Consider the following 15,558-nt stretch of genomic DNA (forward strand, 5'->3'; position numbering starts at 1 on the left):
TTTACTTAGTCAGCAGGCTCTCAGCTCCTTTGAGCTTGAATGCAGCGACTACGACGCCAAGTGCACAGAGACCGGCGAACAACAACAGCACATTCGCCAAACCGCCTAGTTGATTTTGCAAACCGGCTGCAAGCAGTGGCGCAAAAAATTGTCCAAAGAAGAACACACCGGTCCATAAACCGGTTCCGCGACCACGGACATTTTCAGGCAGTAGTTGCAGCACCCAAGTCAGCATAGTCGGTAACAACATCCCAAAACCGAGGCTCGCGATTATCACCGACACGGTAGTCATGGCTAGTGATGTCGAGAGTCCGGCTCCCATATAACCTGCTGCCGCCAAAACAAGCCCAATCAAAACTAACATTGGACCCGACGCACCTTTAAAACGCCCAAACAATACCGATCCTAACGCGACGCCGACATTGGCAGCCGCACCGATTGCACCGATTTGTCCAGGTGAGACGTCCGCAGAAAGTCCCAGAATGACGCCAAGCTTCACAATGATCGTATAGAAAATAATGCCGACAAATAGCGTCGTCAATAACAGTGGCAGAATGCGAGCTAACGGCAGCTTGTCGCTGGCAGTTGATAGACTCGATGCTGAGCGCTCAGGCTCGAATAATATAATCGCGATCGCCGCTGCCACTGGGAGTGCGAGTAAATACAATAAAAATGGACCGCGCGACCCGAGTACTTCGCCAAGAATACCGCCCACGGCGATTAGCACAATTGCGCTCAGACTGACAGTGGCGATCTGCAAGGCAACCCAGCGCTCGCGCTCCTTACCTTTAAAATAGTCGCCGATTAAGGCAGTAGCAATGGTCATAATAACCGCTTCGGCCACGCCCAAAATGATCCGCGCTACAATGATCTGTTTAATATCACTCAGGAAAAACGGCACAACACCAATGCCCGCATACAGCACCAGAGCGGTAATCAACAGATTCTTGCGACCAACACGGTCGGATATCCATCCGGCAAGCGGCGAAAACAGCGCAACGCATAGCGCTGGAATAGTCATGGCGATTGGCACCAAGAATTGGAATCCTTCAACCCCACTAAATTCCCGCATTAACAAGGGCAATACCGGCACCAATGTAATTATCGCCATCGGCGGCATAACGGCCGCCAACAAGAGCATTATTCCGTGTTTGGTGGTCGCTGATCTGCCAGCCTGTTCAGCACCATTATTCGCGTTACTCATTCGATTTACTCCATTTGCTCTTATTGTTTGAATTATGCTTGAATGCCCGCTTTCGACACTTTATGAGAGTCTTCGGTATGCCCTATTTGCCAGTAACTGCTGGCATACATTTGATCCCGTGTAACCTTACGTTCGGATTTCATAAACGCGCGAATCGCCAACGATTGGCTGAATTCGCCAGCAACCCAAACAGAAGGTCGTCCAGCCAACCAAGTGAGTGTTTTTACGCGATCTAGCAAAATGCTATTCGGAGTCTCGGGATCACTATTAACGATCCAGTCAACCTGCAAGTTCGGTGGAAAATCAAGCGCCTGCCGGTCGTCCTCGTGGATAATCTCAAGCAGCACATAGCCAGTTGCATCAGCCGGCATACGTTCAATGTTGGCACTGATTGCCGGTAATGCGCTCATATCACCAGCTAACAAAAACCAATCGGCACTGAAATCCAATAACTTTTTAGGACCCGGCCCACCTACTTGAATCACATCACCAACCTGACAGGTTTGCGCCCAACTGGCTGCCGGCCCTTCGCTTTCATGAACGACAAAATCGACGTCCAACTCGCGCAACTCAGGTCGGTGGTGCCGAACGGTATAAGTTCGCACTAACGGTTTGCCAGCTTCGTCAATCGGCTCGGCTAACCGCAGCTTGATATAGCCTCCATTGGAATCCTCAGGAAAACCTTCGAGGCCGATGCCACCAAGCGTCACCCTGAGCATATGCGGCGTCAACAATTGTTTGCGTAGCACTTCGAGAGTGCGCGGTGGCGGGCGTCTATTCATGATTTTCGCAACCGATCAAGACTCCACTTACCCCCGCCAGCGGCCGCAAAATACAAAAACACAAAACAATACAACACAGCATTTTCGCCACCATTAGCAATTGGATAAAAACTCTGTGGCGCATGCGCAATAAAGTACGCAAACGCCATCAACCCTGACAACACGAACGCTGCCGGTCGCGTGAATAGGCCGACCAACAACAATGGGCCAAGCACAATTTCCAGCATTCCAGCGGCGCCCGGAGAGAGCGTCCACAAATCCCATGCATAGCGCGCATCAATTGGAAACCCAAAGATCTTTTGTGTGCCGTGCAAAGTAAACATAAACGCGGCTACGATTCGCAAGATGCTGAGCAACTCTTGATCCCACCTTTTAAGAAATTTCATATCTACTTCCTCTACAACAAGCAATCAACATTGCCGATTTAGTTAGAGTCCACCGCCATGCAAAGTCGCAGCCATAACTCAGAATCGATCTAGGTCATTAGCGATCTCGATGTCACCGTCAAATCCTTCAGCTATTTCAGCACGATAACGTTCCGCCATGGCTTCATCGCGGATATTGGGCACCATATGGGTTACCACCACTCGCTCGACTCCAGCCTTAGCCGCCATTTCACCAACTTGATGTGGCAACACGTGATGCGCACGAAAATGCCATTCGATAGCGTCGAGCTGCCGCTGAGGCATATTCGGATTCACCTTACGAATAATATCCAGTACAGCCGGGATATCCATCATCTCACTGATTAACATATCCGCCCCCTTTGCCAGCTTTTCAAGCGCCTCGCTTGGGCCGGTATCACCGGTGAAGACAATCGAGCGATCTGGCATGTCGAAGCGAAACGACAACGATTTAGCTTTTTCCTCTGAATGGCTGCTTTCGGGAATCTTAAAGTGTGTGTTTTCAGCTACCGTCACGGTTACGCCGTTAAGCTCAACCACCGAACCAGCGACCAACTCTTTAACCTCAACATTTGCCTGCCACGATTGGCCTGGCATGCCGTAAGCCGCTTGCCGTGCAGGCTCCATGCCAACTAACAAACCGTCGATAAAACTTTGAGTTCCGGGAGGTCCGTAAATTGTCAGCGTATCTTTGACCACTAGCTGCATACGCAAACCAAGAAGTGCTAATACACCTCCGGTGTGATCAAAATGATTGTGACTGATAAATAGACCTTTAACTTTCGGAACACGAAACCCAGCTTTTACCAACTGGCCCGCTGCGCCATCGCCAGCATCAACTAAATATAAGTCGTCTCCGACTACCAAAGCATTAGCCGGCTGCGCGCGAGAGGCCTGAGCATCAGGCCCCCCTGCTGTTCCGAGCGTAACAAACACACTTTCGACGCTGTCGGCCGTTGCCGTAGACGCATCCGCTGCATCAGCCGACTGACTTTGACTTGCGACCACTAGCAGGCCGTATGCCAACAGGCAAATTGATTGCCTAACCATTGAATTTTTCATTACTTCCACCTAAAAATCGTAGCTAAAACGAAGACCATAAGTACGTGGTGGCTCGTATGCTGAAGCTGCCACATTACCCGCTCCCAATTGATAAGTGGATGCGATAGTCTCATTCGTCAAATTCAGAAAATAGGCATTCAACGACCAATTCCCACTACTCGGAATTAACGTAAACGCCAAGTCTGCAGTCAAGTCGCTATCACTACGAGCGTCTGCCTGATAGCCAAAGCCCAGTTCACGTTCGCCACGGTAGCGCGCGTCAAGGTTACCGATAATGGTATAACCGCCAATCTCAAACATTTGCTGAATACCCAATGTCGCCGTCAAGTCCGGTGCATTCAATGCGTCTTTCCCAGAACAATCAACCGTAAAACCTCGATCATAGCCCTGTGCGCCATCGAGTGCAGGGTTGTATGCTACAACCGCATCACCCTGTAGCAATACCTGAGTATTAACACAACCATTAACCGGTGTTAGGAAGTTGGGCGGATCAATTCCGTCGTCAGACAAGTCAACTTGCGTATAAGTGTAATTATCATAGGTAGCATCTAACAACTGAATCGAGCCACGTAATAAAGTACTGTCAGTTGCGGCAAACTGGAAGTCCACTTCAGCCCCTTTTATACTCGACTCACCCACATTGCGAGTGTAAAACGCATTGGCTCCGTTAATATCGGTACCCAAAGCTGCAAGTTGTTGGTTCTCATAGACCCAAGAGAACAACTCTGCATTCAATTGCAATCTACCGTCCATAAAGCGGTTTTTTGATCCCAATGTAAAAGCGTCGATGTACTCAGGTTCATAAACTTCACGACCGGTGGCTAGATTGAATCCACCCGCTCGAAAACCTGTCTCGAAGCTGGCATAAAGTAGACTCTCAGGAGCTACATCATATTCAATAGCTGCTCGATAGGTAGTTTCACTATCACCGCCCGATTCACTGGTGCTTGATGGTGTAATTGACAAAATAGCACCAGGACCAAATTGCCCAGCTGAGGCAAACACATTTATCGGACCAAACGGATAAACACCACTAGGCGTGCCAACCAGCGGACGCAATGGAAACAATGATGGATCCAGTTGCGACAATGTATCGGCTAACGTCAAGCCAACCGGTAATGTAGGAATCTGTGGACAGAACGGCGCTCGGCCTTCTGGGTGCTCTAAGCACACGGCGGCAGTAGCTGACTGTTCCGATTCAATCGACCGCGTTTCATCCGTGTAACGAACACCGGCGACAAGCCGTAACTGGTCCGACACATTGTAAGTTCCCCGAGCAAATATTGCCGTAGACTCAACATTTGAATCAAAGTCATTATGTGAAACAGTGGAGAATTGATTGAATGAATTCTGGCCTTTAACATTCTCATCGAAATAGTAAGCGCCAAAAATCCAATCGACGTTACCGGCCGAGCCCGCTAGTCTAGCTTCAACGCTAGTTTGCTCAGCTTTATCTTGATTGATTGCCGCTTTAAACGGAGGGCCGTTGAACTGATTGTTAAGTTCAGAGACTCGGTAAGCCGGAACTATAGTTAACTCAGCCCAATCTAGGTCATAATTGATCTCCGCATTAACGCCTTTGTAACTATCGTCCCGCGTTGGGTAAATGTAGCCAACAAATGGGCTGTGAGCTGGCGCACCAGCAACATTTTCAGCAACGTAGTTGAGCACAGCTGGCGCATGTAAGCCGGTAAAATCATCATTCAAACCATCGGGCGCGGCAACAAAGTCCCAATTAGCGATCGGCAAATCTGAATTAAAGGCACTAAACGCGTAGTAACCATTATATTGTACGCCAGCACCGGCGCCTTGCTGCGTCGAGTAATCGGCCGCAACTCGCACAAGGAGTTTTTCATTGACTTCAGTATAATACTGAGCACGAATAGCCATATCATCGGCGTCACCAGTACCATCATCAAAATAACCGTCACGCTCAGAAATAGTAGCCGCAAGTCGAGCAGCCGAATTCTCAGAAACGGCGAAATTAGTCACTAGCGTAGCGTCGAAAGCGCCGTAATTACCCGCACCAATTTTAATATTGCCATTACTCTCACCCAACATTGGGGTATTTGGGATAACGTTGATTGCGCCACCCGTAGAGTTACGACCATATAACGTTCCCTGTGGTCCTTTTAGAACTTCGACACGATTCAGGTCAAGAAACGATGAAATCGTCGATGAAGGACGACCGATATAAACGCCGTCAATATTGAATGCAATGGCAGGGTTGGTATAGCCGTTATTGGTGAAGTTACCAACACCACGAACGAAATATGCCGTGTTCGCACCACCACCACTAAGAACCGCCAGAGCTGGCGCAATCTTGTTAAGCCCCTCCGCATTCACTACACCAAGTCGCTCCAACTGTTTGCCTGATGCCGCATTGATCGCAATCGCTGCATTTTGTAAGCTTTCGGATTTGCGCTGAGCAGTCACCACAATTTCTTCTAACGCCGGGGAACTTTCCTCGGCCTGTACATTACCAGTTAATCCAGCAGTTATGGCAACAGCTAAGGCGGATTTACTGAGATAGCTTGGAATTCTTCGCATCTTGGTCTCCTTTGATTTGTCTAGTTATTGTGAGCTCAAGTTGTGTGGTTCGAGCATCTTCGCACTCATCAACCAATTGGGACTTGAACATTAATAAGACTAACGCTTAACAACCGATAATTAGAATTGTTTGTTTTTATGATTTATCATCCATAATACTGATGAATTATTTGGTGTGATAACACGTCACCGAAATCTCAGCGACCGACCCTACCCAGCCTCAAATACGTTAGCCTTTCTTAACCCCATTATTTTTTTTAGTCGACGTTTGCTGCCTGCTCTTCTCTTAACATGGCCGCAATTTTTCGGCGGACCTGAAATGCCGGTCGATCGGCAAGAACAGAAATCTCATTTTCTAACTGTGCGTGCGTCTCAAGCCGAGCCTCAACAGCGCTGATTACATCAACGTCCTGCTTTCGAACAGTCAATTCCGACTCATATTGAAATTGATCTAATACCTCATCGCCTTGCCTGAAGTTACGCGTGGAGAATCCAAAATAGTGCGTTGAAGTCTCGGTCTCTGGAGTAATTCCATGCAAAATTAACAGCGAGCCCAGTTCTTTCGGAACGTCATCACGACCTTCCAATTTGGTAATTATCGGCAACCCAGTGCGAATCAATTCAGGACCGTAGAAATCCGTCACCACCTCAAAGTCTGCCAAACCGTCGAACGCGGCATCTTCACCGAATATCTGCACGAAGAATGGATTCCATGCAACTTTGTCGCGGCGCACTACGCGAAAGCTAAGCTCTCGCTCCTCGGACTCCATAGGTGTTTTCTTCATCGACTCGCCACCGCCGAGGTGATAATGCACATACGGGAGATGGGTCAAATCCATCAAATTATCGACCAACAATTGAGACCGTCCTTCGAGATGAAAATAGTTCTCTGAACTATAGTGCCAATCAGGTTCACCTAAGCCAAAATCCTGATACGGGGGAATTAAATCAGCATCACACTTATCAAGATCACCCATCCAAATCCAACAAATAGGACCACGCTCTTCAATCGGGTACACCGGCTGACAAAACTTCAGATCTACTGTGTCCTGAGATGGCACATCGACACATTTGCCCTCATCTGAAAACTTAAATCCGTGATAACCGCATACAATCGCGTCGCCTTCAACCCGACCTTTCGCTAAGGGCAGATGTCGATGTGGGCACAAGCCAAACATCGCAACCGGCGTGCCATCTTCTCGGCGATACATAACTACCGGCTTATTCAAAAATGTTCGTTCAATTGGCTCACGCGAGAGCTCACTTGAAAATGCGGCCATATACCAACGGTTGCGCACCATCGAGCTTTCAGATTTAAATGGATACATAATTAACTCCTCCTCTATTTATAATTTCTGGGTCACCACGTTCAACCCTAATAATTTGGCAGCGTTAATACCGACTATTCTAGGCTTCACATCATCGTGCAGCTCTTGATGCAATCCCAGCGGATCTGACTCCCCCATATCGAACGGGTAATCGGTACCCAAACAAAGCTTGTCTGCACCCTGCGTTCTGACTAAGTTATCCAGCTCTTGCGGGTCAAACACCAATGTGTCGAACCATATATTGCGCAGGTACGACGACGGCAATTTGCTAATATTTTCGCGGCAATCTTCACGCGCGCGGTAAGCATGATCCATACGCCCCCAGTAACCAGAAAGGTAACCGCCGCCATGCGCAACACACAACTTAAGATCGGGCACAGCGTCGAGTAGACCACTGAAAATTAAATGGCTTAACGCAATCGTAGATTCGAGTGGGTTGCCAATAATATTGTTCAAATAGTGCTCGGTTAATCGCTCACCCTGAGTGAACCCAAGTGGATGCATAAACAACAATACGTCGAGCTCTTGCGCAGCTTTAAAAAACGGCAAAAACTTGGGGTCAGCCAACTCCGCACCGTTTACATTAGTACCAATTTCGATGCCGCGCATACCGCAATCCTTCACGCAGCGCTTCATTTCAGCAATCGCCATTTCGACGTTCTGCAAGGGCACCGTGCCCATACCTACGAGACGATCAGGATGGCTCGCAACTGCTTCGGCAATGTTGTTATTAATCAGGCGAGCGGCGTCACGACCGAGTTCTTCTTGCACAAAGTAATAATACTGACCTGGGTTCGGGCTAATTGCCTGTACATCTACGCCCTGCTGATCCATGTCTTCAAGCCGCTCTTTCACACCATTGAGTCGAGCACCAATTTTAGCAAACATTTTGGCGTTGACTTTGCCCGAACTCGGAGACGTAAACGGCAGACCACGCGGCAGATCAGGAATTGCATCGCGAATTAACGCCTCAGCCGGTGCCACGTTCATATGACTGTGGATATCGATTACTAGATGCTCACCGCGCGGGGCAAATTGATGATGCGTACAATCTGCAGTGCCACAATCATGAATAGTGTTGTCGTTCATCGAGAGGCACCTACGGCTGTCATAACGTCATTTATTAAAGGTTCGATTATCATTTAGCGGCTAGACCGGAAACGGACCCCAAAATGGCGTACGACCGTTTGCCTCTTCCGCCACGATATTATTTCGCTGACGACCGAGGTATGTCAGCTCACTATCAACCACATCACCAGGACGCAACCAACGATTACCGTGCATAGCGCCATTGCCCGGAGGTGAGCCGGTGGCAAATAAATCACCTGGCGTCAGGTTCACGCGCTCGGAGGCGTAAGATACAATCTGTTCAGGGCTAAATATCATGTCTGTCACCGGCCAGTCCTGCATCGTTTGGCCGTTCAACTTGAGATTGATTTGAATTTTTGAAAAATCCACAAACTGTCGCGGCACAATAAAAGGCCCGAGAGTTTTAAAGGTAGGTTGGTGCTTGCTCATCCAATCGAACTTGAATTTCACATCCGAACGTCTAAATTCATCGACCGTACCTAAGTCATTGACCATCACGTAACCCGCGATGTGGTCACCGGCCTCTTCCGGCCGCAAATAGCGACCCGTTTTGCCGATCACAAATGCCAGCTCCAGCTCCCAATCAGGGTGGTCACCGACTAACGGTAAGTGAATATCATCATTAGCACCAACCAAAGACGAATGCAGGCCAGTCCACAAAAATGGCATGCCTTCTTTGGCGCGTCGATCAACCTCAGCCAAGTTGCGCTGAAAGAACTCTTCATCCGTTTCGCCTTCTTTGCGGTCATGCTGATTAAATTTATTATGCGTCATCATTTCCGCAACATGCTGCCGATAGTTTGACCCCGCAAATAACATATTCGGATGCGCCAGCGCAGACAACGCATGCAGGCTCTGAAATTCATGCTCAGGGCAAGAACTCTGCTCATTAAGCTCAACAAGCTTATCGAAATTACGATCCCAATCATTGAAGATCGCGTGTGTGTCGTACCAGTGCTTAGATAGATCCAACACGGTGCCATCAGGCTTTACTAAACCTGGGAACGGCTTATCACCGGGCACGCAATACATGCCGATACCAAAACTATTGGTCGCTAAGCCAGTGGCAGGATGAAAGTCAGTCATTATTAACTCCAAAAATAAATGTGTACGGTCTTGATCGGCGAACTGGGCTAAATAAAGTACTTATCCGGCGGCTCAGTGCTCCACTTGTCCATCACTACCGTCGAAATGTCGTGGTAATTAGTTCCATCTTCTTCGCGGAATAGATCGGTATCAGAAAACGTCTCGAAACGAGCGCCATCGGGACTTCGCCACACATCAAACACATGACTCCCATGCGGATGACGACCAACTCCCCAAATCGATTCGTATTCTTTCGCTTGCAAGTAACTGTGGGTCACTAGCTGGGCCTCGTAGTCGAGTACTTCAAATGAGATATGGTGGCAACCACCACGCTCATCTTGCATCAATGCAACCACATGATGATCAACGTATTCATTACCGCGATTCATTCGATGAAATCCAACGATCTTAGCCTGAGGTTGCCCGGGGATATTGTAGACATCACTACCGATTAGCCCTAATTTCTCACTGTACCAAGCCGACGAAGCGGCATAGCTTTTGACAAAAATACCAATATGACCAATGCGCCACAAACGCGCGGGACCAAAATTGCGTGTTGTTTGATTCTTGCCAAATCGAACTTTATTGGCGGGCGTATTAATCAATAATTCAGCCTCTAGTTCGCCTTCCGGAATTCGAGCAACACCGTGAATCAAATCCACTTGATTACCATCGGGGTCGATTAACGTGACGTAGTGCCCGCCGCATGGTAAGTCGAGTTCAGCCACTGCAGTCGCACCTAACTCGTTAACCGCAAAATCCAAGTCGTCGCGATTTTCCACTTCAAAAGCGAACCCCACCAGACCGTCTTGCTCAGCTTGCTCAGCAATATATACACCCGTGTCACCGCCGAGCGCTCGCATCACTAATCGCTCAGAAGTTTCTTCCACCGGAATCAACCCAAAATCCAACGCAAACTCTTTCAGCTGCGCTAAATCTTTAACTTTAAATCTCACATGATGAAGACGCTTCAACATTCTTCTTGGCTCCCACTGCAAGCGCTATATCACTAAGAATAGGCACAGTCGTTGATTGACAAAGAAAGACAAAATACTGAGTTCTCGTAACACTTAAACCAACCATGTCGGCTTACTGAAATTCTCGACTTCTGCCTAACCTTGAACTAATTGAGCATTCAGAATCTCCCAAACCCGAGCAAAATAACAATACTTTCTATGCATACAATGTATAGACATCACCTATAGTTAGCAAAAGACGCGACAATAAAGCATAACCAGTCCATGGCGTGCGACATGACACGTTTATATCTTCCCGATACTTCTTCCCGCTCACAATCAACGCAAAATTAGAGCACTTAATGCTTAATAGAGATAAGATCTTCCACCTAACCAGCCGGAACTGCGACATTAGACCTATTAATAAAAATGCTTTTATAGCTTAAACACATTGATAACACCTATAATCTAGGCGATATTTTTGAACTAAATGACCGTCCCGAGAAGTTTTTATGCGCTTTGACAAACTCGATTTGAATTTACTGGTCGCCCTTGAAGCACTCATTGATGAGTCAAGTGTGTCTGGTGCCGCCAAACGACTACACCTAACGCAGCCGACTGTGAGCGCATCACTTAATCGTCTGAGAGACTATTTCGACGATGAATTATTAATAAAAAGTGGACGTAAAATGATTTTGTCGCCTAAAGCGATCGAGCTCGATGCGCCAGTCCGAACCGCACTCGCGCTCATCCGGCGAGAGATCACCAACCCTAAAACCTTCGACCCAACACAAAGCAAACGCGAGTTTCTGATCGTTGCCTCGGACTATTCATTCAACATTTTGTTAGGTGACTTGATCAAGACTTGTGAGCGCCAAGCACCCCGGATCACCTTTACGATTATTCCACCGAGCAAACGAGCAATAGCACGCTTTCAGCGCGGTGAAGTGGACCTAATACTGACCGTGTCACCTTACAAAATTGAAGGGCACCCAGAGCTAGCGCTCTTGCAAGACGAAGACGCGGTAATCTGCTGCGCGCAAGGCGCTTTCAGAAGCGGTATTTCCAGACAACAATTTCTTAACGCCGGACACGTTGTTGCGCAGTTTGGCGAGGAACGCAGTCCTGCGACCATGGAGATGCATTTAGCTGAACTAGGTCTGCCGCGCAAAATTGAGGTTCGCTTACCCAGCTTCTCTATGCTTCCACAAGCCGTTACAGGCACTGATAGAGTAGCAACTATGCACCACCGACAAGCGGAGCATTTCGCACAATGGCTCCCGATCAATATCCATCCCCTTCCTATTGAGGTTCCGCTAATCGAGGAAATCGCACAATGGCATCACACCAAGGACAGTGACCTTGCCGTGCAGTGGCTGGTCAATCAAGTAAGTGAACTAGCCAAGCAACAAACCTCGTTTAGCCAGAGCACCTAATATTCACCTTACTGATGAGGCATTTGGGGTTGTCCCGATACAGCGTCGCTAACGCAGTGCGCCACTCACGCAAAGCTCATTTCAGGAACATGATCTGGGATCAATAGCGCGCCTTCAGTACGACTTTTAATTTCCTCAACCGTCACTCCTGGCGCACGCTCGCGCAAGATAAACTTGCCGCCCTCAATGTCCATTAAGGCTAAATCGGTCAATACACGCTTAATACAACCTTTACCGGTAAGCGGTAACGAGCATTGAGTACGTAATTTGGATTCACCCGACTTAGACGCGTGCATCATTGTGACAATAATATTGTCCGCGCCGGCCACTAAATCCATCGCGCCCCCCATGCCCTTAATTAGCTTTCCGGGAATCATGTACGACGCAATATTACCTTCGCAGTCCACCTCAAACGCGCCCAGCACAGTGAGATCAACATGCCCACCACGGATCATTGCAAACGACTCAGCCGACGAAAATATCGCCGCTCCCGGCACCATTGTAACGGTCTGCTTACCAGCATTGATCAAATCAGCATCCACCTCTTCATCCAATGGAAACTGCCCCATACCGAGCAATCCATTCTCTGATTGCAGCATTACATTCATATTCTTGGGAATAAAATTAGCCGCTAAGGTAGGAATGCCGATCCCCAGATTGACGTAATAACCATCCCTAAATTCTTGGGCAACACGTTGTGCAAGTTGATCACGAGTTAAAGCCATATCTATCTCCTCTTATGCGCTGCGTACTGTGCGTTGCTCTATCATTTTTTCAAACGTGCCTTTAATCAAACGATCTACGTAGATCCCGGGCAGATGAATCTCATCGGGGTCAAGTTCGCCGACCTCGACAATCTCTTCTACCTCAACCACGGCGATTTTGCCGGCGGTGATCGCCATCGGATTAAAGTTACGTGCGGTTTTACGAAACATTAAATTGCCGAAACGGTCAGCCTTCCATGCTTTAGCAATTGAGAAATCACCCTGCAATGCTTCTTCAAGAATATAGTGACGCCCATTAAACTCTCGAACTTCTTTGCCCTCGCCGACTGGCGTGCCGTATCCTGTAGCTGTATAAAAAGCCGGAATTCCCGCCCCACCAGCGCGCATTTTTTCGGCCAAGGTGCCCTGCGGCGTCAACTCAACCTCTAATTCACCGCTCATCATCTGTGCTTCGAACAAAGCGTTTTCGCCCACGTACGACGCAATCATTTTTTTGATTTGCTTGTCTTCGAGTAATAGTCCTAGGCCGGCGCCATCAACTCCAGCATTGTTAGATGCCACTGTAAGTCCCTTAGTGCCTTTGCGCTTGATTTCCTTAATCAAATTCTCGGGGATGCCGCACAGGCCAAAGCCACCGGCAATCACCATCATATTGTCTTCGAGACCCGCTAACGCGTCTTCGTAACTATCCACTACCTTGTCAAATCCTGACACCGCAGCCTCCTAGAAAGTTGGTTCTATTGTTATCGATACAGAGTGCAGAAATTTATTATATTATGCAAATTGTATTTTTTAATGAATTGATTGAATTAATCTATCAATGAACATCTCCATAAATCAAATCATTGCCTTCAGCACCATTGCCCGCATTGGTAGCTTTGCCGAGGCGGCGATTCACTTACATTTATCGCAACCCACACTCAGCATAGCGATAAAAAATCTCGAACAAACGCTCGGAGGAAAACTGTTTGCCCGCACTACGCGCTCAGTTACCTTAACCCCCGAAGGTAAAGCGTTCTACCCCGTGGCGAAGCGATTGCTCGAAGACTGGGAACGATCACTGCAAGACGTTCGCAATCATTTTGAATTACTACGCGGTAAGCTCGAACTAGCAGCCATGCCAACCTATACCATTAATAGGCTACCCGCGATTCTGCGAGACTTCCACACCCAACATCCCGCAATCAATATCACGGTCCACGATGTGATCGCCGAAAAAGTGGTAGACATGGTTAGAGAAGGTCGCTGCGAACTCGGTATCACTTTCGAGCCACCCTATGCACAAGACCTAGACTTTGAACCCTTGTATACCGACCGTTTCGTCGCGCTGCTCCCAGCTAAACATCAACTGTTAGCCAAAAAGCGACTTCGTTGGGTCGACATATTGACGTATCCACACATAAGCTTAAGTCGGCCAGCCAGCACCAGAACACTTATAGATCAGGCACTAATGGAGCAAGAGCTGCTAGTCACACCGGTCCTTGAAACCCAGCAATTGGTCAGCATCGGTCGCATGGTCAATGCAGGACTCGGCGTAAGCGTAGTGCCCAGCACCAGTCGCACACAGATGGAGGAAATGGGTCTACATTGCCGAGCCATATCATCGCCAGTCATTACCCATAAACTGGGTATTTTAACTCGACGACAGCATGAACTATCGGCCGCTGCACAAGCCATGAAGTCACTCATTCAACAGACCAACAGCGTCGCAAAAAACAAGGAGCCGCCAGCGCTGTGATTCCGAGGTAACGCGCTTTTTAACAGTGAACAAAATTGTTCACACTGATACATTAATAGAAATAGGAAGCTTTAAGCAGCCGATACACCAGCCTACCGAGGAGATTGTGGTTTGGAAAACTTTGAATTTAGACCCGATGACTATCTGAATAGAATCAACTATTCAAGAGCTCTTAGCCTCTCGGCTGCAACCTTAAAACGACTTCATGACGCCCAAGTTAAGTCTATTCCATTTGAGAATTTTGATATTTGCTTGAACCAAAGCATCAAGCTCGGTTCAGCAAACCTATTCAACAAATTAGTCGAGCATAAGCGTGGCGGATATTGCTTTGAACTCAACGGCTTAATGCTAATGGCTCTAGAGCATTTTGGCTTTAGTGGCAGAGCATTACTTGGCCGAGTTCACATCACCGGTGTTGCAACCGGGCGCACGCATCAGATATCGCTAATAACGTTAAATGATGAGCAGTGGATTGTGGACACCGGGTTTGGCTCCGATACACCAGAGGAACCACTGCCATTGGTATTCAATACCGAATTCGAGACAAAGACGAAAACCATGCGTTTTATCGAACACGAGCTATTTGGCACCATGCTTCAAGTTAAAAAAAGCGGTGACTGGGTCAACTTGTATAGTTTTGACATGAACCACGTTTGTACCGGCGACATCTACACCAGCAACCACTTCACATCGACCAACCCTAACTCAATATTTGTTTCGTCCAGAATTGCATCACTACCTACAGCCAATGGCGCGAATACCCTTTTTAACTACACGCTCAAGCAAGTTGTCGGCAACGATCAAGTAATCACCGAGCTTACACCGGGCCAACCCTATATCGACGCTCTTAGGCAGCACTTTGGCATCGAGTTACAGCAACCCTATGACAATTTCAGGGAATGCTAGTATCACGAATTCTACCGAAGCTATTATTCTATTAGTATACCATCGGTGCTACGAAGCGTGCGTCTCAGCGCTGCAAGCGGCTTTGTTCTTGTTATATGTTCCGTTCACTTTCAATTTTTTCCTTTAACCCCAGAAAGTTTGCACCAACGAAACACTTCTTATCAACGACTGGTTTAGCTAAATAGGCAGGACACACCTAACGCCCAGCAAAGGGGCGCGCGTTTTTCGCGCGTCCCGCCGTAGGCGTACTTTTGGTTCTTGTTAGGCGCAAGTTAGATACCATGAGTTTGTC

At 48.0% G+C, this 15,558-nt stretch carries 14 protein-coding genes; 3 read left to right on the forward strand and 11 right to left on the reverse strand.

Features of this window, described 5'->3' with window-relative positions; all coding sequences use genetic code 11:
* Nucleotide 1: 1 nt before the first annotated feature.
* From DFR28_RS18600 to DFR28_RS18640, 9 genes are all read right to left on the reverse strand, one after another.
* Entirely contained in the window at nucleotides 2-1,204 is a 1,203-nt protein-coding gene (locus DFR28_RS18600; protein ID WP_113955903.1) for an MFS transporter, read from the reverse strand.
* A 32-nt stretch (nucleotides 1,205-1,236) separates the two neighbouring features.
* Nucleotides 1,237-1,986 carry a siderophore-interacting protein gene (locus DFR28_RS18605; protein ID WP_113955904.1) on the reverse strand — a complete coding sequence of 250 codons (750 nt, stop codon included), beginning with the start codon at nucleotides 1,984-1,986 and terminating at the stop codon, nucleotides 1,237-1,239.
* A complete protein-coding gene (locus tag DFR28_RS18610; protein ID WP_113955905.1) occupies nucleotides 1,983-2,372 on the reverse strand; it encodes a DoxX family protein in 390 nt (129 codons plus the stop codon). Before DFR28_RS18610 ends, DFR28_RS18605 begins: the two co-directional genes overlap by 4 nt.
* 78 nt (nucleotides 2,373-2,450) lie before the next feature.
* Entirely contained in the window at nucleotides 2,451-3,452 is a 1,002-nt protein-coding gene (locus tag DFR28_RS18615; protein ID WP_211317060.1) for an MBL fold metallo-hydrolase, read from the reverse strand.
* Nucleotides 3,453-3,461: 9 nt separating this feature from the next.
* On the reverse strand, nucleotides 3,462-6,002 hold the full coding sequence (locus DFR28_RS18620) for a TonB-dependent receptor (protein WP_113955906.1): 2,541 nt from the start codon (nucleotides 6,000-6,002) through the stop codon (nucleotides 3,462-3,464).
* A gap of 257 nt (nucleotides 6,003-6,259) precedes the next feature.
* Nucleotides 6,260-7,330, reverse strand: coding sequence for an aromatic ring-hydroxylating oxygenase subunit alpha (locus tag DFR28_RS18625; protein ID WP_113955907.1), 1,071 nt, complete (start codon nucleotides 7,328-7,330; stop codon nucleotides 6,260-6,262).
* Nucleotides 7,331-7,348: 18 nt separating this feature from the next.
* Nucleotides 7,349-8,419, reverse strand: coding sequence for an amidohydrolase family protein (locus DFR28_RS18630; protein ID WP_113955908.1), 1,071 nt, complete (start codon nucleotides 8,417-8,419; stop codon nucleotides 7,349-7,351).
* A gap of 60 nt (nucleotides 8,420-8,479) precedes the next feature.
* A complete protein-coding gene (locus DFR28_RS18635; RefSeq protein WP_113955909.1) occupies nucleotides 8,480-9,505 on the reverse strand; it encodes a fumarylacetoacetate hydrolase family protein in 1,026 nt (341 codons plus the stop codon).
* A gap of 47 nt (nucleotides 9,506-9,552) precedes the next feature.
* Nucleotides 9,553-10,482, reverse strand: coding sequence for a VOC family protein (locus DFR28_RS18640; protein ID WP_113955910.1), 930 nt, complete (start codon nucleotides 10,480-10,482; stop codon nucleotides 9,553-9,555).
* A 491-nt stretch (nucleotides 10,483-10,973) separates the two neighbouring features.
* On the opposite strand from DFR28_RS18640, the gene DFR28_RS18645 reads away from it, so the two are divergent.
* Nucleotides 10,974-11,897 (forward strand): LysR family transcriptional regulator, encoded by a 924-nt coding sequence (locus DFR28_RS18645; RefSeq protein WP_113955911.1) that lies wholly within the window; start codon nucleotides 10,974-10,976, stop codon nucleotides 11,895-11,897.
* 65 nt (nucleotides 11,898-11,962) lie between these two features.
* Here DFR28_RS18645 and DFR28_RS18650 read toward each other — a convergent pair whose 3' ends face one another.
* Both DFR28_RS18650 and DFR28_RS18655 read right to left on the reverse strand, forming a co-directional pair.
* Nucleotides 11,963-12,622: a 3-oxoacid CoA-transferase subunit B gene (locus DFR28_RS18650; RefSeq protein ID WP_113955912.1), complete on the reverse strand. Its 660-nt coding sequence runs from the start codon at nucleotides 12,620-12,622 to the stop codon at nucleotides 11,963-11,965.
* 12 nt (nucleotides 12,623-12,634) lie between these two features.
* The gene (locus DFR28_RS18655) at nucleotides 12,635-13,336 is read right to left on the reverse strand and encodes a CoA transferase subunit A (protein WP_113955913.1); all 702 of its coding nucleotides are present in this window, start codon (nucleotides 13,334-13,336) and stop codon (nucleotides 12,635-12,637) included.
* 106 nt (nucleotides 13,337-13,442) lie between these two features.
* On the opposite strand from DFR28_RS18655, the gene DFR28_RS18660 reads away from it, so the two are divergent.
* The gene (locus DFR28_RS18660; RefSeq protein WP_113955914.1) at nucleotides 13,443-14,360 is read left to right on the forward strand and encodes a LysR family transcriptional regulator; all 918 of its coding nucleotides are present in this window, start codon (nucleotides 13,443-13,445) and stop codon (nucleotides 14,358-14,360) included.
* 111 nt (nucleotides 14,361-14,471) lie between these two features.
* Entirely contained in the window at nucleotides 14,472-15,266 is a 795-nt protein-coding gene (locus DFR28_RS18665) for an arylamine N-acetyltransferase family protein (protein ID WP_113955915.1), read from the forward strand.
* Nucleotides 15,267-15,558: the final 292 nt, after the last annotated feature.

The sequence above is a fragment of the Arenicella xantha genome, assembly GCF_003315245.1.
Classification (GTDB): Bacteria; Pseudomonadota; Gammaproteobacteria; order Arenicellales; family Arenicellaceae; genus Arenicella; species Arenicella xantha.

Coding starts and splice junctions, on each gene's coding strand:
- DFR28_RS18600 (WP_113955903.1), bottom strand. CDS start 1,204: ATGAGTAACGCGAATAATGGTGCTGAACAGGCTGGCAGATCAGCGACC.
- DFR28_RS18605 (WP_113955904.1), bottom strand. CDS start 1,986: ATGAATAGACGCCCGCCACCGCGCACTCTCGAAGTGCTACGCAAACAA.
- DFR28_RS18610 (WP_113955905.1), bottom strand. CDS start 2,372: ATGAAATTTCTTAAAAGGTGGGATCAAGAGTTGCTCAGCATCTTGCGA.
- DFR28_RS18615 (WP_211317060.1), bottom strand. CDS start 3,452: ATGAAAAATTCAATGGTTAGGCAATCAATTTGCCTGTTGGCATACGGC.
- DFR28_RS18620 (WP_113955906.1), bottom strand. CDS start 6,002: ATGCGAAGAATTCCAAGCTATCTCAGTAAATCCGCCTTAGCTGTTGCC.
- DFR28_RS18625 (WP_113955907.1), bottom strand. CDS start 7,330: ATGTATCCATTTAAATCTGAAAGCTCGATGGTGCGCAACCGTTGGTAT.
- DFR28_RS18630 (WP_113955908.1), bottom strand. CDS start 8,419: ATGAACGACAACACTATTCATGATTGTGGCACTGCAGATTGTACGCAT.
- DFR28_RS18635 (WP_113955909.1), bottom strand. CDS start 9,505: ATGACTGACTTTCATCCTGCCACTGGCTTAGCGACCAATAGTTTTGGT.
- DFR28_RS18640 (WP_113955910.1), bottom strand. CDS start 10,482: ATGTTGAAGCGTCTTCATCATGTGAGATTTAAAGTTAAAGATTTAGCG.
- DFR28_RS18645 (WP_113955911.1), top strand. CDS start 10,974: ATGCGCTTTGACAAACTCGATTTGAATTTACTGGTCGCCCTTGAAGCA.
- DFR28_RS18650 (WP_113955912.1), bottom strand. CDS start 12,622: ATGGCTTTAACTCGTGATCAACTTGCACAACGTGTTGCCCAAGAATTT.
- DFR28_RS18660 (WP_113955914.1), top strand. CDS start 13,443: ATGAACATCTCCATAAATCAAATCATTGCCTTCAGCACCATTGCCCGC.